At 40.7% G+C, this 24864-nt stretch carries 21 protein-coding genes and 2 pseudogenes; 18 read left to right on the top strand and 5 right to left on the bottom strand.

Features of this window, described 5'->3' with window-relative positions; translation table 11 throughout:
* Positions 1–100: 100 nt before the first annotated feature.
* Positions 101–829, top strand: a complete 729-nt coding sequence (gene adeR / locus MN869_RS05840; protein WP_033134050.1) for an efflux system response regulator transcription factor AdeR — start codon at positions 101–103, stop codon at positions 827–829.
* A gap of 29 nt (positions 830–858) precedes the next feature.
* Here adeR and MN869_RS05835 read toward each other — a convergent pair whose 3' ends face one another.
* Positions 859–1125, bottom strand: coding sequence for a transporter suffix domain-containing protein (locus MN869_RS05835; RefSeq protein WP_033134049.1), 267 nt, complete (start codon positions 1123–1125; stop codon positions 859–861).
* A 146-nt stretch (positions 1126–1271) separates the two neighbouring features.
* Between MN869_RS05835 and adeS the strand changes: the two genes are divergently transcribed.
* The 6 genes and pseudogenes from adeS to MN869_RS05805 all read left to right on the top strand — a co-directional run.
* Positions 1272–2342, top strand: a complete 1071-nt coding sequence (adeS, locus tag MN869_RS05830) for a two-component sensor histidine kinase AdeS (RefSeq protein WP_033134048.1) — start codon at positions 1272–1274, stop codon at positions 2340–2342.
* A gap of 236 nt (positions 2343–2578) precedes the next feature.
* The gene (locus tag MN869_RS05825; RefSeq protein WP_033134047.1) at positions 2579–3934 is read left to right on the top strand and encodes an LLM class flavin-dependent oxidoreductase; all 1356 of its coding nucleotides are present in this window, start codon (positions 2579–2581) and stop codon (positions 3932–3934) included.
* A gap of 89 nt (positions 3935–4023) precedes the next feature.
* Complete coding sequence (locus MN869_RS05820; RefSeq protein ID WP_033134046.1) at positions 4024–5073, top strand: NADP(H)-dependent aldo-keto reductase; 1050 nt, start codon at positions 4024–4026, stop codon at positions 5071–5073.
* 432 nt (positions 5074–5505) lie between these two features.
* Entirely contained in the window at positions 5506–7029 is a 1524-nt protein-coding gene (locus MN869_RS05815) for a hypothetical protein (RefSeq protein ID WP_050511477.1), read from the top strand.
* Positions 7030–7053: 24 nt separating this feature from the next.
* Positions 7054–7641: pseudogene (locus MN869_RS05810) on the top strand (ABC transporter substrate-binding protein); the annotation flags it as partial.
* Positions 7638–8333: pseudogene (locus MN869_RS05805) on the top strand (class I SAM-dependent methyltransferase); the annotation flags it as partial. The pseudogenes MN869_RS05810 and MN869_RS05805, both read left to right, overlap by 4 nt.
* 74 nt (positions 8334–8407) lie before the next feature.
* Here MN869_RS05805 and MN869_RS05800 read toward each other — a convergent pair.
* On the bottom strand, positions 8408–9184 hold the full coding sequence (locus MN869_RS05800) for a M48 family metallopeptidase (protein WP_004806331.1): 777 nt from the start codon (positions 9182–9184) through the stop codon (positions 8408–8410).
* A 200-nt stretch (positions 9185–9384) separates the two neighbouring features.
* The gene (gene crp, locus MN869_RS05795) at positions 9385–10092 is read right to left on the bottom strand and encodes a cAMP-activated global transcriptional regulator CRP (RefSeq protein ID WP_243306980.1); all 708 of its coding nucleotides are present in this window, start codon (positions 10090–10092) and stop codon (positions 9385–9387) included.
* A 148-nt stretch (positions 10093–10240) separates the two neighbouring features.
* On the opposite strand from crp, the gene MN869_RS05790 reads away from it, so the two are divergent.
* The gene (locus tag MN869_RS05790) at positions 10241–10663 is read left to right on the top strand and encodes an OsmC family protein (protein WP_005313099.1); all 423 of its coding nucleotides are present in this window, start codon (positions 10241–10243) and stop codon (positions 10661–10663) included.
* 72 nt (positions 10664–10735) lie between these two features.
* On the opposite strand, the gene MN869_RS05785 is transcribed toward MN869_RS05790, so the two are convergent.
* On the bottom strand, positions 10736–11536 hold the full coding sequence (locus MN869_RS05785) for a M23 family metallopeptidase (RefSeq protein ID WP_033134068.1): 801 nt from the start codon (positions 11534–11536) through the stop codon (positions 10736–10738).
* A 263-nt stretch (positions 11537–11799) separates the two neighbouring features.
* On the opposite strand from MN869_RS05785, the gene clpB reads away from it, so the two are divergent.
* From clpB to MN869_RS05770, 3 genes are read left to right on the top strand one after another with little or no spacing between them, the layout of a single operon-like run.
* Complete coding sequence (clpB, locus tag MN869_RS05780) at positions 11800–14379, top strand: ATP-dependent chaperone ClpB (protein WP_004806339.1); 2580 nt, start codon at positions 11800–11802, stop codon at positions 14377–14379.
* Positions 14380–14586: a hypothetical protein gene (locus MN869_RS05775; protein ID WP_033134033.1), complete on the top strand. Its 207-nt coding sequence runs from the start codon at positions 14380–14382 to the stop codon at positions 14584–14586. It abuts the gene before it with no gap.
* Positions 14547–14987, top strand: a complete 441-nt coding sequence (locus MN869_RS05770) for a hypothetical protein (protein ID WP_004806342.1) — start codon at positions 14547–14549, stop codon at positions 14985–14987. Before MN869_RS05775 ends, MN869_RS05770 begins: the two co-directional genes overlap by 40 nt.
* Here the strand turns inward: MN869_RS05770 and rlmKL are convergent.
* Positions 14980–17184, bottom strand: coding sequence for a bifunctional 23S rRNA (guanine(2069)-N(7))-methyltransferase RlmK/23S rRNA (guanine(2445)-N(2))-methyltransferase RlmL (gene rlmKL / locus MN869_RS05765; RefSeq protein WP_005204447.1), 2205 nt, complete (start codon positions 17182–17184; stop codon positions 14980–14982). The genes MN869_RS05770 and rlmKL overlap by 8 nt on opposite strands.
* A 252-nt stretch (positions 17185–17436) precedes the next feature.
* On the opposite strand from rlmKL, the gene MN869_RS05760 reads away from it, so the two are divergent.
* The 7 genes from MN869_RS05760 (at position 17437) to MN869_RS05730 (ending at position 24834) form a co-directional block, all read left to right on the top strand.
* A complete protein-coding gene (locus MN869_RS05760; protein ID WP_004806346.1) occupies positions 17437–17808 on the top strand; it encodes a hypothetical protein in 372 nt (123 codons plus the stop codon).
* Positions 17809–18044: 236 nt separating this feature from the next.
* On the top strand, positions 18045–19061 hold the full coding sequence (locus tag MN869_RS05755) for an aspartate carbamoyltransferase catalytic subunit (RefSeq protein WP_033134032.1): 1017 nt from the start codon (positions 18045–18047) through the stop codon (positions 19059–19061).
* A 12-nt stretch (positions 19062–19073) separates the two neighbouring features.
* Positions 19074–20306 carry a dihydroorotase gene (locus tag MN869_RS05750; RefSeq protein WP_033134031.1) on the top strand — a complete coding sequence of 411 codons (1233 nt, stop codon included), beginning with the start codon at positions 19074–19076 and terminating at the stop codon, positions 20304–20306.
* A 197-nt stretch (positions 20307–20503) separates the two neighbouring features.
* Complete coding sequence (locus MN869_RS05745) at positions 20504–21076, top strand: hypothetical protein (RefSeq protein WP_004806349.1); 573 nt, start codon at positions 20504–20506, stop codon at positions 21074–21076.
* Between the two features lie 247 nt (positions 21077–21323).
* Entirely contained in the window at positions 21324–22748 is a 1425-nt protein-coding gene (locus MN869_RS05740; RefSeq protein ID WP_243306972.1) for an OmpA family protein, read from the top strand.
* 182 nt (positions 22749–22930) lie between these two features.
* The gene (locus tag MN869_RS05735) at positions 22931–23977 is read left to right on the top strand and encodes a hypothetical protein (protein WP_033134029.1); all 1047 of its coding nucleotides are present in this window, start codon (positions 22931–22933) and stop codon (positions 23975–23977) included.
* Positions 23978–24060: 83 nt separating this feature from the next.
* A complete protein-coding gene (locus tag MN869_RS05730) occupies positions 24061–24834 on the top strand; it encodes a Rossmann-like and DUF2520 domain-containing protein (RefSeq protein WP_033134028.1) in 774 nt (257 codons plus the stop codon).
* The last annotated feature ends 30 nt before the right edge of the window (positions 24835–24864 follow it).

Genomic DNA, 24864 nt, shown 5'->3' with positions numbered 1-24864 from the left:
AACTTTGTGTAACGATCATCGCTGAAGTGTGGAAAAAGTGTGGAGATCAACAGATAAATCATCGTATGATGAATCGATTGTTTTATTGATCTAAATCCTTATGTTTGAGCACTCTTTTTCTTTCGATTGCCATGACAAACTTATTCTTGTCGTAGAGGATGAGTATGATATTGGGGACATTATTGAGCACTATCTTAAGCGTGAAGGGATGCGCGTGATTCGGGCAATGAATGGTAAACAGGCGATTGAAATCCATGCCGCACAAACAATCGATCTGATTGTCTTGGATATTAAATTACCTGAACTGAATGGCTGGGAAGTATTAAGCAAAATTCGTCAAAAGGCGCAAACCCCTGTGATTATGCTCACCGCATTGGATCAGGAAATTGATAAAGTCATGGCATTACGGATCGGTGCCGATGATTTTGTCGTCAAACCATTCAATCCGAATGAGGTGGTGGCGCGTGTTCAAGCGGTGCTGCGACGCGCTCAGCAAAGCCAGCAGGTACCCAATAAAAATCCAAGTTATAAAAATATTGAAATTAATACCGATATTCATAGTGTCTATATTCATCAGCAGCATAAGAAGGTGATGCTGAATTTAACCCTGACTGAATATAAAATCTTGCTACAAATGATTGATCATCCTCATAAAGTATTTACCCGAAGTGAACTGCTGAATCATTGCCTACCAGATAGTGACGCTTTAGAGCGCACCGTTGATAGTCATGTCAGTAAGCTCAGGAAAAAACTGGAAGAACACGGTTTGCAACAGATGTTGATTAACGTGCGTGGGGTCGGTTATCGCCTCGATCATCCTGTGGAATGAGCGTGTTTTGAATGTTGATGGCTTTAATTCTAGTGATCAGATTTTCTCTTCTGTGACTTAAAGGATGTAAACAAGCGTTTAAATCCATTTTTGATTTTTGCCCAATATTCTTTACCCAATAAGGCAATCACGATTAACAGTAGAATTTCACCCCCAATCGCCATTGCTGTCATGATCAATGCTTTATGCGGGATGTCTAAGAATGGAACGATAGGAAAGGCAAGCCAGTAAGCGATGACTATGGCCAAAAGCACGAAGCCTATTTTCTTGCGTAGATTGAGTTTTGGTTTTTGCATTTTGGTCACATCAATAAAATTTTGATGCTGCTATTTTTGGAAAGGTTCGAGGAGCAATGATCTTGAATGTGTGGAAAAGTGTGTAAATCACTAAAAAAATCAGCGTATCATGTGAAAAATTTAGGTTAATTGATTGGACAAATCCAATGAAGAATAAGTCAGGTATTAGTAAACAGTTGTTTATCGCATTAAGTATCGTGAACTTAAGCGTGACGCTGTTTTCTATTTTGCTTGGCTATTTTATTTATAACTATGCCATTGATGTGGGCTGGATCACTTTAAGTTCCTTGCAGGAAGATTGGACCGAATTTCATTTTGTAGACTGGATTTGGCTATCTACAGTGATTTTTTGTGGGGGTGTCATTTCGATCATTATCGGGATGCATTTGGCCCAGCGGTTTATTAAGCCGATTAATTTCTTGGCAGATGCAGCAAAGAAAATCAGTCAGGGTGATCTTTCCGCACGGGCAGATGATAGTCAAATTCATTCCACTGAAATAGCTGAGTTGATGCAGAATTTTAATCATATGGCGCAGCAACTAGAAAGCTCGGTTGAAAATGCACAGGTCTGGAATGCCGCAATTGCACATGAATTGAGAACACCAATCACGATTTTGCAAGGCCGCTTACAAGGCGTTTTAGATGGGGTGTTTCAACCTGATGAAGCATTGTTTAAAAGCTTGCTCAATCAGGTGGAGGGATTATCACATTTGGTTGAAGACCTGCGGACACTCAGTTTGGTGGAAAATCAGCAGCTGAGATTAAATTATGAAAAGATTGATTTTAAATTGCATGCGGAGAAAGTTTTAAAACTGTTCGAAGATCGCTTGGCAAAAGCGCAACTTATTCCTGTATTGGAGGTCAGCGCCACATTTATAAATTGTGATCGTCGGCGTATCGAGCAGGTTCTGATTGCCTTGATTGAAAATGCAATTCGCTATGCCAATGCAGGCACATTAAAAATTTCCTCAAAGCAAGTCTCGGATGAATGGATCTTACAAATCGAGGATGAAGGACCAGGTATTGCGCAGGATTATCAACAGGATTTATTCAATCCTTTCTTTAGATTGGAACAGTCTAGAAATAAAGAATTTGGTGGGACTGGCTTAGGTTTAGCTGTTGTACATGCGATTGTCATTGCACATAAAGGTGCAATCGAATATAGCAACCCGAATCACAATAGTGTATTTACGATCCATCTGCCTGTTCACGTTTAATCTAAGTGATTTAGGTGATTGTTAGCGTTCGACTATGCTCATAAAGATCTGCTATGAATAAAAGAAGAGGTGTTGATTTAGCACCACCTCCTCAACAGAATCGTGCTGTTGCTGAAACATTGATAAAATTAATAATTTTTAATTGATTGATATTTATAAATAAAAAACATGGCATTCAATTTGTATTAACCACAGTGAAAGATAAATTGTGTTTAACAACAAATTTGGAGCAAAACATGAGTAGAAAAATTCGATTAGGTGCATTTATTCCAGCTACTGGACAACATGTCGCTGCATGGCGACATCCTGAATCGCAACCGACCAAAGCAGTGGATTTTGATTTTATTAAAGAGCAGGTACAACTTGCTGAAAAAGGCTTATTTGATGCCTATTTCTTGGCAGATGGTCTCGCCGTTAATTTCGGACAAGCTGAGAAAACAGGCTATAGCGATAAGGTAGCGGGCTTTGAACCTGTCACCTTGTTCGCAGCTTTATCAACGGTGACCAAACATATTGGTTTTATTGCAACTGCATCAACCACCTATGAAGAACCGTATTTATTGGCGCGTAAATTTGCTTCTTTGGACCATCTCAGCCATGGTCGAGCAGGATGGAATGTAGTGACCTCTGCTTCGGAAGCTGCCGCGGCTAACTTCGGTTATGAACAACAAATTCCACATGCAGAGCGTTATGAGCGCGCACAGGAATATGTTGATCTGATTAAAAAACTTTGGGACAGCTGGGAAGATGATGCCTTTATTCATGACAAGGCATCAGGTGTGTTTTATGACCCTGAGAAAGTGCATAACCCGAACCACAAAGGCAAATACTATGCGGTAAAAGGTGCTTTGAATGTGCCGCGTACACCACAAGGTTATCCTGTGATTGTACAAGCGGGGCAGTCAGGGCCGGGACGTGATCTAGCAGCTCGGTATGCCGAAGTTATTTTCACGGCCAATCAAAAGCTGGAAGATGCGCAAGAGTTTTATCGTGATGTAAAAAGTCGTTTGGCCAAATATGGGCGTTCAGCCGATGAGCTTTTAATTTTACCGGGCGTTTCTGCGTTTGTGGGTCGTACTGAAGAAGAAGCGCGTGCCAAATACCAACAGCTTACAGACCTGATTCACCCAGAAGCAGGGCTTGCCTTGTTGAGTGGGTTAAGTGGCGGCTTTGATTTTTCAGGCTATGATTTGGATGGTCCATTCCCAGAATTGGGTGAAGGCCAAGGCATGGTGAGTCGTCCTGCTCTAATTGCAGATATTGCCAAGAAAAACAATTTCAGTATCCGTCAGCTGTATGAATGGGTGGCGGGTGCACGAGGACATTGGCAATTGATTGGTACACCTGAGCAGATCGTCGATCAATTACAACAATGGTTTGAAAATGAAGCCGCGGATGGTTTTAATATTTTGCCACCAAGTACACCTGCTGGGTTAAATGATTTTGTTGAATTGATTGTGCCTGAGCTACAACGCCGTGGACTGTTCCGTACTGAATATGAAGGAACGACCTTACGTGAAAACCTAGGCTTGGCACGTCCAGAAAATCAATATGTCCTTGCCCGACAAGCTGAAAAAAACAAAGCCAGTTAAAATCATGTTAAAACTAAATCATGAATCAAAGTAACAAGAGTGACTTTTAAGCGTCACTCTTGTGTTATCACAATTGAATTGAGTGAAAAATGCAATATAGAAAATTAGGTCAAACTGATATTGATGTTAGTGTCATCGCCCTCGGCACCATGACTTGGGGCGAGCAGAATTCTGAATCCGAAGCGCATGAGCAGTTGGATTATGCAGTGGAGCGCGGCGTAAATCTGATTGATACGGCTGAAATGTATCCCGTACCACCGAAACCCGAGACACAAGGCTTAACTGAACAATATATTGGGACATGGTTAAAGCAGTCACAGAAACGAGACCAAGTATTGATTGCAACCAAAGTGGTAGGCCGTTCAGGGAAATTAACCCAAGCCTCGCATTTTCGTTCGGGTCAAACCAAGTTGGATCGAGCCAATATTGAAACTGCGCTACATGATAGCCTGAAACGTTTACAGACGGATTATGTTGATCTATATCAGCTTCATTGGCCTGATCGCAGTACCAATCATTTTGGTGAATTGGGCTATACGCATGTTGAAAATGAAGAAACGGTTCCAATTGTAGAAACCTTGACAGTTTTGTCCGATTTGATTCGAGCAGGCAAGATCCGACATATTGGCTTATCCAATGAAACACCCTGGGGCGTGAGTCAGTTTTTAAAGTATTCCGAAACATTGGACTTAGCGCGGGTTGTTTCCATCCAAAATCCATATAACTTATTGAACCGTAGTTTTGAAATTGGCAATGCCGAAATCGCCATACGAGAACAGGTCGGATTACTGGCTTACTCACCTTTGGCTTTTGGTGCTTTGACAGGAAAATACTTAGATGGTGCACAACCAGCAGGCGCACGTTTAACCTTATGGGAACGCTTTGCCCGTTATAAAGGGCAAGCCTCTGAAGATGCAATTCGTCGTTATGTAGCATTGGCCAAACAATATGATTTAGATCCTGCCCAATTGGCTTTAGCCTATGTAAATAGTCGCCGTTTTGTCACCAGTAATATTATTGGGGCGACCAATTTAACTCAGCTTAAAACCAATATTGAAAGTATTGACCTACAGTTAACTGATGAGGTCATTCAGGGAATTGAGCAAATCCATCAAGCCCATCCTAATCCCGCACCTTAAGGCATAGATAATCTCCTATAATTTAACTTTGGTTTTGTTCAGGACAGTTGAGTCAATCCAACTGTCTTTTTTTATTTTTAGAACAAAGCGACTGAGTCTCTATATCAAAAAATAAGAAATAGAAACCTTGAAATGTGCTGTTTTGGTATAAGCAGGGTGTTGGAAAATCAACAGTGCTTCAACAGAGAGAAGTGGATGTGTTTTTATAAATATCAATATAAAACAATTGCTTAATAATTGGCATGCTGCTTGCAAAGATCAAAGTATATAAATCAAAGATTGATTTTATGCAGGCTGAGGAGCACAGGATGAAGATGTTGCGTTGTTGTATGGAAAGTTAATTTCTCTCTCATTTTTTAATTCATTTAGTTCGAATCTTTTTCGGTGTGATTGCTTATTCAGTCACACATAGGATTTTTTTACTCAAATTTTATGGTTTTAGTTTTAGGGGTTTTATTGGTGAAAAAACATTATCTCTCTTTATCGATTGCTTTGAGCATTGCAACACTGTTGGGAAGCGGCACAGCTCAAGCAGCAGAAGATATTGATACAACATTAGCGCAATTACAGGCGCAATTGACTGCTCTACAGCAGCAGGTCAATGCATTAAAGCAAAAGAAGCAAGCTTCAACGGAGCTGAGTGAGACAGCGCAACTTACAGCCCAAGATGATGCATCGGCAGAGGCTCAGGAAGAAAATACGGAGCATAGTTTTGCGACTCAAAGTGAGCTGGCAGGTTTCCGAAGTGATTTAGAAAACTATAAATATGATCAATCACGCCAATATGAGCGGACTTCGGTGAAGTCGACACGAGATGCAACTTTATATGGAACTGTGCAAGTTCGGGCACAAACACAAAGTCGAGATACCTCTGCTGGGAACCCTGCACCAGTTACACCTCGTCGTAATACGTTTGATATCCCTACGGCTTTATTCGGGGTTAGAGGAAATTTATATCGAGATTATAAAGAAGGCAAAAACTTAGATTACCAATTGTCTTTTAGCTACGGCAAGCGTACGGGTACAGCAGGCAGTGCCAGCGATTTGAATTTGGCTGATGCTTTTTTACGCTATAACTTTACTTCAACCAATGGTGGTCCTGAAGTCCCACGTTTAAACGTGACGCTGGGGCAACAATTGATTCCCTTTGGCTTAGACCCACAATCTCCAGAGGATTTACGACCGACCATTAATGTTGCAACAGGATTGGCGCAATTGGGGCTATTCAATCGTCAGACAGGTCTGATAGTTCGTGGTGATGTAAAACCATTTGTTGATTATTCATCAAACTATCGTGCACCGTTATTTGAATATGCTTTGGGGGTGGTCAATGGCAATGGCACCAATAAAGTCGATGACAATGACAAGAAAGATTATATCGGACGAGTGGCTTTTACCTTACCCGTTGATTATGCCAGTTGGTTCCGTGAGTTGAAATTTGGTGCTTCCTATCTCAAAGGCAGTAAAAACGTTATCGCAGGCAGTAATGTTCTCGATGGTAACGGTCGCAATGATCGTCTGGGCTTCGATATCTACTATAACCATGCACCGTTTGGCGTGACTTATGAATATGTCAAAGGACTCAGTGATTATGCAACTGCGACAGGTTCAAGCTCAGAAGTAAAGTCTGAAGGGCATACCGCAACCCTGTTTTATACCTTTGGCGATCAATTTTATAACAGCGTGAAATCCGTTGCCAAGTTTGATGACTTCTGGCCGAAATCAATTCAGAGCTTCTATCGCTATGACAGCTATAACCCAAATAAAGGCGCAGATGTGATCGGCATTGCTGGGCATGGACTCGGCAAAGTCGATATTCATACCTTGGGGCTAAATTTCTTCTTCGCACAAACCACCAAATTCCAATTAGGGCTGAATCGCTGGAGCTATGACCACGAGACAGCTGCGCAGAAAAACTTCTCAGAAGTACAAGCGCAATTCCAATACACCTTTTAATTTTCCAATATGAGTAATGACACAATGAAATTTTTGACGAAACATTTATTTATTGGTGCAGCGGCAGGTTTGCTGGTTGCCACCAGTTTCTCAGCTTTTGCTGAAACCAATCCCACAGAAATCCGACTGGGGGTTCCCGGTGCAGGTGTAGGTGGAAAACCTAAAGTCGGAGGAAGTGCTTATGCAAGTGCCAATCTACGCGGCATTTTGGAAAAAGAATTTGCCAAAGATGGCATCAAGGTGAAATGGTCATTTTTTCCAGGTGCAGGACCCGCGCTAAATGAAGCTTTAGCCAATAAAAAGGTCGATTTTGGTATCGGGCATGGCGATCTACCTTCGATTGTCGGACGTTCAACGGGTTTGAAATCCAAACTTTTATTTGTGACGGGACGTTTTGGACCTGTGTATTTTGCAGTGCCATCAGATTCAGGTGCGAAAAGTCTGGCGGATTTAAAAGGCAAAACCATTTCTGTGTTTAAAGGCACCAATCAACAGCTAATCCTCGGTCGTTTATTACGGAAATATGGTTTCACTGAAAAAGATTTCCGTGTGATCAGTCAGGACTTTTATTCAGCTCAAACCTCGCTTTCCACGGGTGATATTGATGGTTTAACCGTACTTTTGGCTTATTGACTGGACAGGTGGTTGGGCGTTCACGCTACGCCGAAGATCAGCTCCAGGCAGCGATTGAGCGGGGCGTAGTACAATATGTATTGGTCGGGGCGGGATTAGATTCATTTACCCTGCGACAATCACAGCAGTATCCACAGCTGAAGATTTATGAAGTGGATCATCCAGATACCCAAGCAGCAAAACAACGTAAACTACGCCAATATGGCCCGCTTCCAGCGAATGTTGAATTTGTTGCGATTGATTTTGAAAAAGAATCGATCGCAGATGCTCTAGCTCGAAGTTCTTTTCAGCAAGATCAGGTGGCTTTTTTTTCATGGTTGGGGACAACCCATTATCTAGAACCAGCAACGACCTTAAATACTTTGGCAAGTATTGCACAGATTGCCACACAGGGGAGCGAGGTGGTCTTGGACTACTCGGTTGACTATCGTGAGTTGGAGGGCATAGAGCGTTTAGGCACCTTGTTTGTGTCGCAATTTACTCGGTTTTTAAAAGAACCCTTAAAAGGGCAATTTAGACCAAAGACACTGCATCAGGCAGTAGAACAAATGGGGTATATCGTTACTGAGGATTTATCAGGTGATGGTTTAAGTGAGCGTTATTTTCATGCTCGACCTGATCATATCCGTCATACCATCGCAACGCATATGTTGCACTTGCGATTAATGTGAGCTTGATTCAGTAATAAATGAGTTGATACGAAAAACCCCTTAAATCCGAACTTAAGAATTTAAGGGGCTGTTGATTAACGGCGTTGGTTATAAACAGCCAAAGCAGCTGGTAAGTTTTTACGCATATCACCAATACGTTGAGTATTTGATGGGTGAGTTGATAAGAATGAACCACCACCAGCGCCATCTAAACGATTCATTTTTTCCCATAGACTGATTGCTGCATTCGGGTTATAGCCTGCTTTCGCCATGAGCATTAAACCACCATAATCGGCACGGCTCTCTAAATTACGTGAGTATGGTAAGCCGATCCCCACTTGACTGCCTAAATCGATTGCTGCGCTGCCTAGATCACCTATGCTGCTACCTGCATACGATTTACCAATGCCAATCGCAAGATTTGTTAAAGCTTGAGCACCAATTTTACTTTTGGCATGTTCTTCGAGCGCATGGGTCATTTCATGGCCCATTACCGCAGCAATTTCATCATTGGTTAAATTAAGCTTGTTCACAATCCCTGTATAGAAAACAACTTTACCACCTGGTGCTACATAGGCATTAACAGTATCCGATTTGAGTACTGCAAGTTGCCATTGAAAACGTTGACCAGTCTGGTTCATTTGATCAGCATACGGTTTTAAGCGATTAAATACAGTATTGATACGCTGATAAGTACTTGAACTACTATCCAGTTGGTTCTTAGCACGTGCTTCTTGCGTCATTTTTGCGAAGCTCTGTGCAGATTGAGCATTTAAAGTTGCGCTATCTGCGCCAGCCATGTCCGCGAAAGATGCGCAGCCAGAAATTGTCATTACGGTCATGGCACAAAGGCTTAAAGCTAATTTCTTCATACTTATTCTCTCCAAATCAGTATCTTATGAATATAGTCTTGATTAGGGTGGATTATAGAAAATGTTGGCAGCAGTTAATATTCTGAATATCTCTATAATCATTGTAATTATGTAATCAGTAAGGCTTATTCTTTGTTAAAAAATGAAAGCCAGTGACGAGCACTGGCTTTGTTTAAGAGTTAATTCGATCTTAGATCAAATTAGTCTTCGTCATCGTATTCTTCTTCTGTAAAATTATTTTCTTCTAAAGAAGCATTAAAAATTAAGATTGCTTTACCATCAGTTTGAATCATACCTTGATCTTCAAGTGTCTTGAGGACACGTCCAACCATTTCGCGAGAGCAACCCACGATACGACCAATCTCTTGGCGAGTGATACGAATCTGACGACCATTTGGCAAAATCATTGCTTCAGGTTGAGCCGATAAGTCAATTAAACAACGCGCAATACGACCTGACACATCAATGAAGGCTAGATCAGTGACTTTACGTGTAGTATTTTTAAGACGACGGACCAGTTGAGCAAACACAGCGTAACTTAGATCTGGGTATTGTTTACTTAACTCGTGGAAATTGTCGTAAGAGATTTCTGCAATTTCACAGACATCTCGTGTACGTACTTCTGCAGTACGTTGAGGGTTCTTTTCAAAAAGCCCCATTTCACCAAAAAAATCGCCTGGGTTTAGGTAGGCAACTACAATTTCACGTTCGTCATCTTCACGTAAGATAATTGACACTGAACCTTTTAATATTAAATACAGTGATTTTGATTCCGTTCCAGCGTCAACAATCGTGGTGCGTTTAGGGTATCTATTAATATGAGCACGTTTTAGCAAAGCTTTAACTGATTCAGGTAGTTGACCTGGAGATAAAGCATCAGTGCTAAGTTGTGAAAAATTTGAAGTCATGCTTAAAATTTCCGAATTTGGATAAAACCGATCGCACAGGCCCTTGGTAGAGCCTTTTCTACACAGAAGAGATGAAATTCCTTATCAACTCATTTTATGTTAGTGTACAAGAACAGAGTAAATTTATAACGTTTTTCGGGTAGTTGCAATGCAAACAAGTGTACATTGGTTAGAGAATGTTGCTTTTGAGGCAAAATCAGAAAGTGGCCACACTTTGGTGATGGATGGTTCTGCTGAATATGGGGGTGAAAACCGTGGTCCACGTCCTATGGAATTGATTTTAATGGGACTTGGTGGGTGTGCTTCGTTTGATATTGTGACCATTTTAAAGAAATCTCGCCAAGATGTGACGGATGTTGTATGTCACCTCAAAGCAGAAAGAGCAGACTCCATTCCTGCGGTGTTCACTAAAATCCATTTGCATTTCGTAGTGACAGGTAAAGCCGTGAAAAGTAAGCAAGTTGAAAAAGCTGTTGAACTCTCTGCAGAAAAATATTGTTCAGCCAGTAAAATGCTTTCAGATGGCGGTGTTGAAATTACTCATGATTTTGAAATTGTTGAAGCTGCTTAAACAATAAATTATTAAGTTTTTCTAAAAAGTGATCTATTTTTATAGATCACTTTTCTTTATAAGCTTTTCTTTTTATTTTATAAATAATTGTGGGTCTACTCGCGCATTATTCAGGCTCATTCCCCAGTGTAAATGTGGTCCAGTGACTCGACCGGTTTTACCAACCAATCCCAGTGTTTCACCCTGATGAATCTGCTGTCCCTTTACGACATTAATTTTACTCAAATGACAGAACATACTGATTAAGCCTTGGCCATGATCAATCAGTACAGTATTGCCATTAAAGAAATAGTTTCCTGTTTGTACGACGACCCCATCAGCAGGCGCTACTACTTTTTGTCCAACAGGCGCAGGAATGTCTAAACCGGAGTGAGGAGCTCGTTCTTCGCCATTGAAAAAGCGTTTTCTGCCAAATGAATTACTAAATTTACCTGCCGTAGGTCGAATAAAGTTAGGAAACTGGGTCCAGTGGCTTTGGGAAAAAGAGCTATAAATATCATTTTGCTCTTTTGCTTCTTGAGCATAACGGTCGAGTTGATCTTGAGTGGGATTGACATAGTCTTGGTTTTTAACCGTTAAACGTTGTTCGGCATATTGATAAGGCTTTACTTCGATTTGAATTGGTGTGGTATTGCTTGTTAAGGTCAAGCCACCTAAGGGAGCGGAAAGTGGAATGCCAAACACGGCATAGCGTTGTGTCCCTTGTTGTGTAATCAAGACGGGTTTTTGTTCATAAAAAACTTGTGTGGTGTTTGCTGGAAGCGGGATCACAGCAACACCACCAGCACGTCTTGAGTCCTGTGGTAGTTGTGCAAAAGTAGCATGAAGTGGAAGCAGGGAAGCAACACTGAGCAAAATTGTTTTTAGAGACATGATGGGCATTTTTAATTGAAGCAAAGGGTTAAACTAAAAGGTTCACCTTAAAATCACAATAAGGATTTTGTGCAAAACCGAATAGACAGAAAAATTATACAAAATATACTTGAAATGGATCGTTTATACACCCATATTAATACTGAGTTTTATTTCTTTAAATTTTTATAAAATATTGAAAAATATATAAATTTTATTTGAAATTTTAAAAAGCGTTCCCATCTAAGTGATAAGTTAAGAATTTGTTGTGAGGAATAACAAGAATGCGATTTGAAAAATTTACAAACCGTTTACAGCAAGCACTCTCAGACGCGCAATCATTGGCAATGGGTCAGGATCATACTGCGATTGCAGGGATTCATATTTTGTCGACTCTTTTGAAAGAACCTGCCAATCTGAGTTTATTGCAACAAGCGGGCGCACGTTTACCAGAGTTAAAGCAAAAACTTGAACAAGCGTTAGAGAATGCACCAACGTTGGCGAATCCTACTGGTGATATCAATTTGAATCCTGAAGCGGTAAAGGCACTGAATTTAGCTGACCGCTATGCACAAAAAGCAGGTGATGAATTTTTATCAACCGATTGGGTGTTGTTGGGGCTGACAGAAACAGGTGAAACCAAAAGCATTTTAAATAGTGTTGGTGTAACACCAGAAAGCTTACGCAAAGTAATTGAAAATATTCGAGGAAATGACAAAGTTATGAGCAATAATCACGAAGATCAACGTGACTCACTCAATAAATATACCATTGACTTAACTGAGCGTGCTTTAGCGGGCAAGCTCGATCCTGTGATTGGTCGTGATGATGAAATTCGTCGTACCATTCAGGTTTTATCACGTCGTACCAAAAACAATCCTGTCCTGATTGGTGAACCAGGGGTAGGTAAAACAGCAATTGTGGAAGGTTTAGCACAACGTATCGTCAATGGTGAAGTGCCTGAAGGCTTGAAGAATAAGCGTGTACTGTCATTAGACTTGGGCTCATTGCTTGCAGGTGCAAAATATCGTGGTGAGTTTGAAGAGCGTTTAAAAGCGGTTCTCAAAGACCTTGCTAAACATGAAGGTGAGATCATCCTGTTTATTGATGAGTTACATACTCTCGTCGGTGCTGGTAAGGGTGATGGCGCGATGGATGCAGGTAATATGTTGAAACCTGCTTTAGCGCGTGGTGAATTGCGTTGTGTAGGTGCAACGACATTGGATGAATATCGTCAATACATCGAGAAAGATGCTGCACTTGAACGCCGTTTCCAAAAAGTGCTCGTTGATGAGCCGAGTGTAGAAGATACTATTGCGATTTTACGTGGTCTAAAAGAAAAATATGCAACCCATCATGGGGTGCAAATTTTAGACTCAGCCATTATTGCTGCGGCGAAAATGTCACATCGTTATATCACGGATCGTCAATTACCTGACAAGGCTATTGATCTGATTGATGAAGCGGCATCGCGGATCAAAATGGAAATCGACTCGAAGCCTGAAGCTTTGGATAAACTTGATCGTCGATTAATCCAATTGAAAATGCAATTGGAAGCGGTGAAAAAAGATGAAGATGCTGGCAGTAAAGCCGAGGTCAATCATCTTGAACATCAAATTGCTGAAAAGCAAAAAGAGTACAACGATCTAGAAGAGATCTGGAAAGCTGAAAAAACGCTGGTTGAAGGTGATAAAAAAGCACAAGTTGAACTGGATCAAGCACGTGTTGCTTTAGAAAAAGCAAAACGAGAAGGTGATTTGGCGGAAGCTGCACGTTTGCAATATGGCGTGATTCCAGAGTTACAGAAACGCTTGGAACAAGCCGAGGTTGCTGAGGAAAATGAAGAGCCGAAACTGATTCGTACCAAAGTGACTGAGAATGAAATTGCTGAAGTGGTCAGTGCGGCAACAGGTATCCCAGTGGCGAAAATGTTGCAGGGTGAACGTGAAAAACTGCTGAACATGGAAGAGTTCTTGCATAACCGTGTGGTTGGACAAGATGAAGCAGTGGTTGCTGTTTCCAATGCGGTCCGTCGTTCACGTGCGGGCTTGTCTGACCCGAATCGTCCAAGTGGCTCATTCTTATTCCTTGGACCAACAGGTGTGGGTAAAACCGAGTTGACCAAAGCATTGGCGAACTTCTTGTTTGACAGTGATGATGCCATGATCCGTATTGATATGTCTGAGTTCATGGAAAAACACTCAGTCAGTCGTTTGGTCGGTGCGCCTCCGGGCTATGTTGGTTATGAAGAAGGTGGTGTGCTCACTGAAGCTGTACGCCGTAAACCTTACAGTGTGGTGTTATTTGATGAGGTGGAAAAAGCGCATCCAGATGTATTTAACATCCTGCTACAGGTGTTAGATGATGGGCGCTTAACCGACTCGCAAGGTCGTGTGATCGACTTTAAAAATACGGTGATTGTGATGACCTCGAACCTTGGTTCACAAGATGTGCGTGAACTAGGTGAAGGCGCAACCGATGACGAGGTTCGTGCTGTGGTCATGAATGCGGTTACACAGCATTTCCGTCCAGAGTTTATTAACCGTATTGATGAGTTGGTGGTATTCCATTCACTGCAAAAGGCACAGATTCGTGGTATTGCGGATATTCAGTTAGATCGTTTACGTTCACGCTTGAGCGATCGTGATATGGGCTTAACTGTGGATGATAGCGCTTTTGATCTATTGATCGATGCTGGTTTTGACCCTGTATACGGTGCACGTCCATTAAAACGTGCGATTCAGCAACAAGTGGAGAATAACTTGGCTCAGAAAATCTTGTCTGGGGAATTCCAGCCAGGGGATAACATTTTAATCAAAGGTGAAAGTGGTCATCTGGTCTTTGATAAAATGAAACTGAGTTAAGTGAAATTTGAACGTTTGGCTAAAAAGATGGTGATGAAAATCACCATCTTTTTTTGTATCAGTGCAACTGGTCAGATTTTTGCAGGAATATTACCAATAACATTGCGACTTTGTGAAAAACTTGATAGTTTCGGATCAAATAAGAAAAAAATTCAGGATGAATTGCAATGGAAAAGAACAGACATCATTGCACAAATGCTTGTGTAATTTTGTTGATGACTGCCTTATCTTCAATGGTGCATGCCGCACAACCATTGAGTGAAGGGACACTCGCCTTACAAACTGCTATGCTGAATAATGCACTTCCCAGTATTCTCATTAAAGCGCAACAAGATGCCTTAAAGCCTGAAGAAGAACGTTGGCGTTCACAACGGATCTTGAGTGATAAATACTTGGGTGATATTCGTGTCAGTACGATCTTAGGAGGCGTTTTATCACCTCATGAAGAGCAGAAGAAAGTGTTGGCTGTTGATAATCGAGATAAGCGGGCTGCGACCATCAAACCACATGAACAGCCACCTGATCGCTACATGATTTATGAGTTCGAGTCAGGCAATGTTCATGTGACTTATAACGATGACGTAAAAGCCGAGCTAGTGATTAAATAGCAGGGTGTTGAATTTTCCAAGCACGATGAATTTTTTGATTCCGTTTAAAATCTGGACCAATCGTTTCAGAGGTGATCTCTTCAACCTGATACATCGCCTCAATTTCTTCATCTAACTCAAAACCACGATAGTTATTTGAGAAGTACAGGGTTCCATCACTGGTTAAGCGATTCATAGCTCGTTTAAGAAGTGAAACGTGGTCACGCTGTACGTCAAAAGTTCCATAGAACTTCTTTGAGTTCGAGAAGGTTGGTGGGTCAATGAAAATCAAGTCATATTGCTCATGACCTTCTTTTAGCCATTCAAAGCAATCACTTGCAAAGAACATGTGCTGTTCATCTGCATGATCGACAGTCAAACCATTGAGTACAAAATTCTCTTTAGACCAATTTAAGTAAGTATTGGATAAATCGACACTGGTCGTACTTGCTGCACCACCTAAAGCGGCATGTAGACTTGCTGTAGAAGTGTAGCTATAAAGATTTAAGAAGTGTTTACCTCGCGCTTCTTTGGCAATTCTTAAACGCATCTGACGATGGTCCAAGAATAACCCTGTATCCAAATAATCAGTCAAATTCACCAAGATACGTGCTTTGCCTTCCTGAACGATAAAACGTTTAGAGGCAGTACTCTGTTTCGTGTATTGGTTTGCACCCGCTTGTTTTGCACGTGTTTTAATAAAGATGGCATCACGACCTAAACCGGTCACAGCACGGATGGCAGCAAGAGCAAGGTTAAAACGTTTTTTTGCTTTTTCTGGATCAATGGTTTTTGGTGGCGCGTATTCTTGAACATGCAAACGATCGCCATATAAGTCGACTGCGACGTTAAAATCAGGCAAATCGGCATCATATAAACGTAAACAGAAAACATTTTCTTTGACTGCCCATTTTTTCAATGTTTGCATATTTTTTTGCAAGCGATTGGTAAAGTCTTCGGCACCTTCAATTTTTTCAAACTGTTGTGGCTGCCAAGTGGCAAGGAAAGGTTGTGTCACTGTTGCAGGTTTAACGGTACCAAAACGGATATAAATTGGTAATTTACCATTCATTAAACGTAAGGTTTGGGGATCGTTAATAGCAAGTACATCTGCTTGTTCAATTTGTGCCGCAATGACAGCCACAGACTGATTTGGGAAATTCTTTTGTAACAGTCCAGATAAACCTAGATAAAATGCACGACTAGAGGCTTTATCACCTAAACGTTCGCCATAAGGAGGATTTGTAACGATAAATGCTTTTTTACCTTCGGCATGGAAGTTATCCCAATCGGCCAAGGTACGTTCTTCAATCTGAATTTGATCGAGTAATTTTTCGAAACCAGCCGCAATGATGTTTTGACGCGTTGCTTTTACGGCTTCCCAATCAGCATCATAAGCATAGAATTTAGGTAGTGGCTGTTCTAAAGCCTTTTCATGACGTTCAGCAGCTTCAGCTTTTAATCTTAACCAAAGTTCATGGTCATGACCATGCCAACCATTAAAGCCAAAACGACGCACTAAGCCTGGTGCACGGTCTGTTAAAATGAGTAGAGATTCGATAATAAATGTGCCTGAACCACACATTGGGTCAAGAATAATATCGGGTTGGTATTTTGATAATTGGGCTTTTTGTAGAATCGCTGCTGCCAAGTTTTCTTTAATGGGTGCATCGGTCATATAGCGTCGGTAGCCGCGCTTATGTAAAGAATCACCAGATAAGTCTAAGCAATAAGTATGTTCAGTTTTACCTGCTAGAGCGTATAGGGTAATTTCAGGCTGCTTGATATCAATGCTCGGACGCTTACCAACGGCTTCCATAAAGGAATCCACTACACCATCTTTAACTCGTAGGGTCGCGAACTGTGTATTGACCTTGATTTCACGTTCAACATGTAAGCGGACTGCAAAGGTACTTTGTGGTGCAAAAATCAGTGACCAGTCAAAGCTAATCGCGCCTTCATAGAGTTCTTCAGCTACATCACGTGCATCATGGGTATGTTCAAGTTCATGGGTATGAATCGGTAAAAGCACGCGAGAGGCAAGGCGTGACCACATACAAACCCGATATGCATTTTCAAGTGTGCCTTTAAACACTAAACGCCCAGCAAAACGTTGGATATTTTGAATGCCTAAATCTTCAAGCTCTTGTTGTAATAAGGTTTCAAGCCCGTCTGCACAGGTCACCCAATAGTCTGTTAGACGTTGTTTAGCATTCATTCAAATTTCCAAAAACATTTTTAGCAATCGCATATTTTAACTGATTTTTGCTTGCTCTGTCGGTGCATATTTGTGTGATTGTCAGCTTTATTCTGCATTAATCGATATTTTTTGAATAATTTTATCTGTGTTTGGGTGATTCAAAAATGTGATCAAGTGCATTTTTATTTTTTATTTTAATAGTTGGTACAGCTTTTGCTTTTCTCTTGATGAATTATCAGTAAATATTTCTCCCAATGATGTGAGGACTTTATGAAAGAAAGCATGAATAACGAAGTATTGGTCAATGCTGAAGCTTTTACGATTGCAACTCAAATGTATGTCCGTTTAAGACGTGTCTGTGGTCGTGTGATCGATGTAATGTATCTCGTTAACAATAAAGATTATGCCAAGCATGTGCTGGATATCGCCTTAACAACTCAGGACCCAGAGTTGGAACGTTTTGTACATCGTTTAAGCCCATTGATTGATTTATATCCTGAGCCAAATCCATTGGTGGTGGAGACAAAAACTGCGACGGAGAAACAACCAGCTGAGATTTTGGAAACTTATTCCATGGAAGTTACCGATGAAGAAATTTATCAAGCACAGGTACATCATCACTATATTGGTGCATTAAGGTAAATTATAAGTCATTAAAAAATAGAATATTAAAAGGATGTAGAGATGATGCTTACATCCTTATCTTTATTTTGGAGTATTTGTATTGGATCAATATTCAGAATCTATGTTCTGATATTGAATAAAAATAAGATCATGGAAAAGATCTAAAATATTTTTACTTAAGTGCTGAAAAGTTCAACTGCGAATGAAATCCAAAGTCTGTATAATGCGTTAACTTAACGTGTTAGGAATCTCTTATGCACTTGGCGGCATTGCATACTTTGAGTCAGATCCAGCTCAATCAACAAGGAAATCTCAAGCACTTTTTAACAATTGAAGGTCTTTCTAAAGAAACCTTAACCAAGATTCTAGATACAGCGCAAAGCTTTTTAGATGAAAATAATAACTTGATCAATCGTCCGTTGCTTGAAGGACTGACGGTGATGAATCTTTTCTTTGAAAACTCCACTCGTACCCGTACTACGTTTGAGGCTGCAGCAAAGCGTTTGTCTGCCAATGTCTTAAATATTGATATTGCACGTTCAAGTACCTCTAAAGGTGAAACGCTACGTGACACGCTTTGGAATTTGGAAGCGATGGCAGCGGATATCTTCGTGGTGCGTCATTCATCTTCTGGTGCAGCACATTTTATTGCCAAAGATGTGTGCCCTAAGGTTGCGATTATCAATGCAGGTGATGGTCGTCATGCGCATCCTACCCAAGCCATGCTGGATATGTTGACCATTCGCCGCGAAACCCAAAAGCCATTTGAAGACTTAACCGTGGCGATTATTGGTGATATCAAGCATTCACGCGTCGCACGCTCAAATGTAGCGGCATTGCAAACATTGGGTTGTAAAGACATTCGTGTGATTGCACCAAATACCTTATTGCCAGTGGCCTTTGATAAATATGGCGAACATGTACGTCTGTTTAACAAAATGGATGAAGGCGTAAAAGACTGCGATGTGATTATTGCCTTACGTATTCAAAATGAACGTATTGATTCACCTGCATTATCTTCACAAGCTGAATTCTATAAAATGTACGGCTTAAACAAAGAGCGTTTGGCATTGGCTAAGCCTGATTGCATCGTGATGCATCCGGGGCCAATGAACCGTGGAGTTGAAATTGATTCAAGCGTTGCCGATGGTGATCAATCTGTTATTTTGAAGCAAGTCACCAATGGGATTGCAGTTCGTATGGCAGTGTTGGCACTTGCGATGCAAGGGCAGTTACAAGAACAAGGTTTAATTGAAGCGATTGCGCTGTAAAGGATAGATCACATGAGTATAGTAAAAATTGAAAATGTCCGTGTGCTCGATCCAATTCAAAAAACTGATCAAGTCAAAACGGTATATATCGAAAACGGTAAGTTGGTTGATGCAGTAGATCAAGTCGATGAAACGATTGATGGCCAAGGCAAATGGTTAATGCCAACCATGGTTGATCTTTGTGCACGTCTACGTGAACCAGGGCAACAACAGCATGGAACCTTAAAGTCAGAAGGTAAAGCGGCGCGTGCCAATGGTATTTTGCATGTGATAACACCACCTGATTCAAAACCAATTGTTCAAGATAATGGCGCTTTAATTCATGGCTTGATTGAAAAAGCACAATTGGATGGCGGCATTTATCTACAAATTATTGGTGCACAAACCCAAGGTCTGAATGGCAAACAACCTGCCAATATGGCGGGATTGAAGAAGGGTGGATGTACTGCGGTTTCAAATGCGAATGCAAGCTTTGAAAATGATGATGTGGTCATTCGTACTCTGGAATATGCAGCAGGTTTGGGCTTGACGGTCGTGTTCTATGCCGAAGAACCACAGATTGCCAAAGATGGCTGTGCACACGAAGGCTTTATTGCTTCTCGTCAAGGTTTACCCATGATTCCTGCGATTGCTGAAACTGTTGCGATTGCTAAATACTTGATCATGATTGAAGCAACTGGCGTGAAAGCACACTTTGGTCTGTTGTCTTGTGGTGCTTCGGTTGATTTGATCCGTGCAGCAAAAGCCAAAGGTTTACCTGTCACTGCCGATGTTGCTATGCATCAGTTACATCTGACTGAGCAACTGACCGATGGTTTTAACTCACTTGCCCATGTACGCCCACCGTTACGTTCTGAGCAAGATAAGGCATTATTGCGTCAAGGAGTGAAAGAAGGCGTGATTGATGCAATCTGTACCCATCATGAACCCCTTAGTAGCTCAGCGAAAATGGCTCCATTTGCTGAAACACAGCCAGGGATTGCTGCTTTTGATACCTATGTCGGTTTAGGTGTGCAGTTGATTCAAGAAGGTGTGTTTGAACCTTTGGAATGGGTGGAGAAAGTCACCTCTATTCCAGCACAAGTGGCCAATATGACGGATCGTTGGTTGCAAGAAGCCGGTTGGGTTTTGATTGATCCAGAACTACAGTGGACGGTGTCTAAAGACAGCATCCTGTCTCAAGGTAAAAATACGCCATTACTTGGTCAACAGCTGACAGGTAAGGTGATGACGACCTTCGCATAAATGATATGCAAACAGCAGAATAAGGCGATCAAGTCTTATTCTGCTTTGTAAAGTGTGATGTAGATATTGTATTTAAATTTTACAAAACTGATAAAAATAAAAAAATTAGATTAAAGTAAGAAAATAAATGAGATGTGCTTTACATAAAATTATAAAAAATGAGAATTAAACAATTGAAATAATTGGAGCTAAATCATATGGCTATTCACCCAATGGAGCTGCTTAAGCAAAAAGTATCCTCTATTATTGTCAATGATCAAACATGTCTAGTAAATGAAAAAAATGATGTTTTATCAAGATTTTATCCTATTTTTTTGCATCGTTTTTTACAGAAACCAGAACTTGTTGATCAGTTAAAAGAGAAGCTGACACCTTCTGTTTTTGACCTAATGGAAGAAAATGAAAAAGTAAAAAATGCATTACTGTTAAGGTTGGCAGCAGGTAAAGTTTCGGTTGCAGAGGTAGAAATCACATTAAATCGAGCGATCCCGAAGAGTCTAGCAGTACTTTCAAATGAAATCGGAAATGATGCAATCAGCATTATTCATTACCTTCGTGAACATCAAGAATCGATAAATGGACTGTTGCCAAATTGGTCGGAGGAGGTGCTTGCCCTATTAGATGAAGTTCCAAGCGTAGCAGTGTCATTAGAAGAAATTACTGAGCCGGTTGAGATAGCGCCTGAAAAGAAATCTTATCGTTTATTTCCGTTTCTTACACTCATTTTTGCGAGTTTTTCCTTACTGTTTCTATATCAATTAAGCAAGTAAAATGCCTTATTATGAAGATGAAATTATTCCTTATCGCACAATTTATAACTCAACTGAATGATGATCTAAAGCGATTTGGCTTTTTCTCGGTTTTGTAAAGTGTGATGTAAGTATTGTATTTAAATGATATAAAAACGAATAAAAAACACACAAATGATTAGAATGAAAAAGCTTCAGTTTGCTTGTACTTCGCATTTTTCTTAAGCGATCTGAATATTATAAATTTAATGTGTTGGAGAGAATAACAATGTCAATAAACCCAATAGAACTGTTAAAGCAGAAAGTGACCTCTGTGCTTGTGAGTGGTCAAGATGGATTGGCGAACGAAAAAAGTGCGCTGTTATCTAAATTTTACCCGATTTTTCTTTCGATTTTAGCTGCAAAACCTGAATTGATTCAGAAACTAAAAGAGTCGATTTCACCTTCCTTATTCGATTTATTTGGTCATAATGATCAAGTTAAAAATGCATTATTATCCAACCTCGCAGGTGGTCAGCTTCCCATAGCTGAAGCAGAGCAAACATTAAATCAAGCGCTTCCAGCCAGCCTTGCTGCTTTAACCAGTGAAGCGGGTAATGATACCCAAAGCATTGTTAATTATTTAAAACAGCATGCTGATTCAATTCGTGCGCTGTTACCTGCATGGGCGGTAGGTTTGCTTGCACCTTTAGGTCTCGTTTCGAGTGCTACAGCCTCCACAACGAGCTTAGCCAGTGCGACCGCGACGACAGGAAGTAAGTCTCGTGCTTGGCTACCGATTGTAGCGCTGATTATTTTGGCATTGTTGGTCGCATGGTTGTGGAAGTCATGTCAACATAAACAAATGGAAGTACCTGTAAGTAATGAGGATTCACCGGCATCACAAGTCGGTACGATGATTGCGCCCGCGAGCTTGGCATTAACCACCGATGCTAATGGTCATGTTGCACAGTGTCAGGTCATGGTTGGTGATCAAGGGCTCCTTGCCAGTATTCAGGCCAAGGTCAAAGAAGTTTTTTCTTCTAATCAGGACTGTACGGTAGATACAGCAGGTACGGCTGCAACACATGCAGGCTCGTTTACTGATCAAGCAGGACTGGCAGGTGTTTTGGGATTGCTTAAAGGGGTTCCAAATGTTTCCTTGGAATGGGTGGGTGATAAGATCACCTTAAAAGGTGCAGATGCAGCTAAACTCAATGAGTTGCTTGGCAAGATTAAAGGATTAGTACCAAATACCGAGGTGGTTGTCGAAGCGCCTGTTAGTGCTGCTGATTCGGTAAGTAATAGTCTAAATGCAGCACAGGATGCATTGGCAAGCATTGATGCCAATCAGGTTGATATTAATGCCGTAATTAAAGCACTTAATCTACAGATTATTAATTTCTCAACGGGATCCAACCAGATTCCAGATGAAAACAAAGCAATCTTGGATAAAGCCGCTGGCTTAATGAAAAATACCAAAGATGCAAAACTGACCGTTGCGGGTTATACCGATTCAACAGGTAATGCCAATAGCAATAAAACGCTATCACAAAAACGTGCACAGGCGGTGGTTGATTATTTAGTCAGTCAAGGCGTGGATGCGGCTCAACTCACAGCGGTGGGGCATGGTGCAGATAATCCTGTTGCAGATAATGCAACTGAAGAAGGACGTTTTAAAAATCGCCGTATTGAGTTTTCAATTAGCCCTTAATTGAGGGTTTGTTGACGTTTAAAAGGAGTTATTGGAAAAATAACTCCTTTTATTTTAATTATTTATTTGAGTGAATATAATTTTAAATGAAGTTGTTTAAATAAAATCAGAGAAAAGACTCGAAAGTATCGTTTTAAATTGAGTAGAATACGCCCGAAAAAAACAAGATTACGAGTATTAATATGAATAAGTTTTTTATATTCACAACATTAACAGCAGCAGTGTTATTAACAGGTTGTGACAAGTTCAAGCCGAAAGATAAAGTTGAAAATACGGATGCGGCTGTCGCTGAGTGGAGTTGTACCAATCAAGACAACTTGAATAATATTCAAGCGGCATTGAAAAAAGACTATTTAAAACAAATCGAGCGTAGCCTAAGAGAAAGTGGGTATCAGGCAGATTATGATGTTTTGGATAAAATCAATAAAGGTCTGAAATTCGAAATTAAAAATGTGCGTACCTTAGATGCAGCAGAAGGCGAGCAAGCATCAAAAACACAATTGAGCTGTGAAAGTCAGTTAATTGTTCAATTCCCGAAAGGCTTACAAAAGCGTGCGGAGAATGCTTATGCTGAGCAGCAAAAAAATTGTGAAGAGTGTGAAGGCGATTATAGTGCCAGTACTTTAGCTGATTATTTTGCAGATAATGAATATTCACTGACCTTAGAAGATGACAAGCTCAAAGGTAGCTTTTTATATGACATTACCAAGACGGATAAAGATGGTTTAGTGTTTAATATTCCTGATCAAAATGCAGTGATTGATGGTGTGGTCTTTATGGCGACCAAAGCCGTGCAATATGTGGCTTATTTAAAAGAAAACCGCCTGATTGAACAAAGCAATGAGCAAGCTCAGCAGCAATATGATGCAGAAGAGTCGGCTCAAATGGGCTTGGCTCAAAAAGCAATGGATATTCGTAAGAAAGAGTTAGATGCTGAAAAAGCACAGCAGGTTGAACGCTTAAATCAAACTTGGGACAAATTTAGTGCAGAGCAAAAAGCACAGTTGCAACAAGACCAGTCTGATTGGTTTGAAAAACGTGATGTTGATTGTAAGGTACTTGCTCAGAAGCATGTATCTGATATTCCTGAAAAAGATTTAGAAACCTATCAAAAGCAATCACGCTATTGGAATGATGCGATGCGTCAACAAGATCAAGATATGCAGTACACCAAGTGCTTCACCCAACGTACCATAGAGCGCATTGTCTATCTCAATAATGTCAATTAAGTAAGCAACAACAAGAAGGACGAATTGATTCGTCCTTTTTTTATTGGCATGCTTAGCACAGCGATGGTTTTAAGATAAATATTATGCGAATTACATTGATTGGAGCAGGTCGTGTTGCAACCCATTTGGCCAAAGTATTGCAATTGCAGCATCAGATTGTGCAAATCTTTAGTCGGAATCTACAACATGCTCAGACCCTTGCAGACCAAGTCAGTGCCCAAGCAATTGACGATGTGCAACAGTTGGATGCGCAAACCGATTTAGTGATTATTGCAGTCAGCGATCAGGCGATTCGTAGCGTGATTGATTCGATTGCGCCATATCTCACTGAAAATCTGATTGTACATACTTCGGGAAGTACTGCTTTATCGGTACTGCAACAGAGACATCCACGCGCGGGTGTGTTCTATCCTCTGCAAACCTTTAGTATGGAAAGGGATGTGAATTGGGCAGATACCCCTTTGTTTGTGGAGGCAGTACAGCAACAGGACTTAACCTTATTAACCGAGTTAGCAAACAGTTTAAGCCAATCTGTCTATCAATATAGTTCGACTCAACGTCTGACTTTGCATTTAGCGGCGGTATTTGCTTGCAATTTTAGTAATTATTGTTATGACATGGCGAAGCAGATCGTTGATGCTGAGCAGGTTGATTTTAGTTTGCTCTATCCACTGATTTTAGAGACCGCAAATAAAGCCACAGCCAATAATCCCAAGGATATGCAGACAGGCCCTGCGATGCGAGGCGACCAAAATATATTAAGTATGCATAGCCAATTATTAGCAGATTCTAATCGCCCAGACTTGCAGAATGTCTATGGTCTTATCAGTGAATCTATTTTAAAACGCCACCATTAAATCGATTTAACAATAAATATACAAAATAGA

The sequence above is a fragment of the Acinetobacter sp. NIPH1876 genome, from assembly GCF_022808535.1.
Classification (GTDB): domain Bacteria; phylum Pseudomonadota; class Gammaproteobacteria; order Pseudomonadales; family Moraxellaceae; genus Acinetobacter; species Acinetobacter higginsii.
This window is presented reverse-complemented; position numbering and strand designations above follow the sequence as displayed.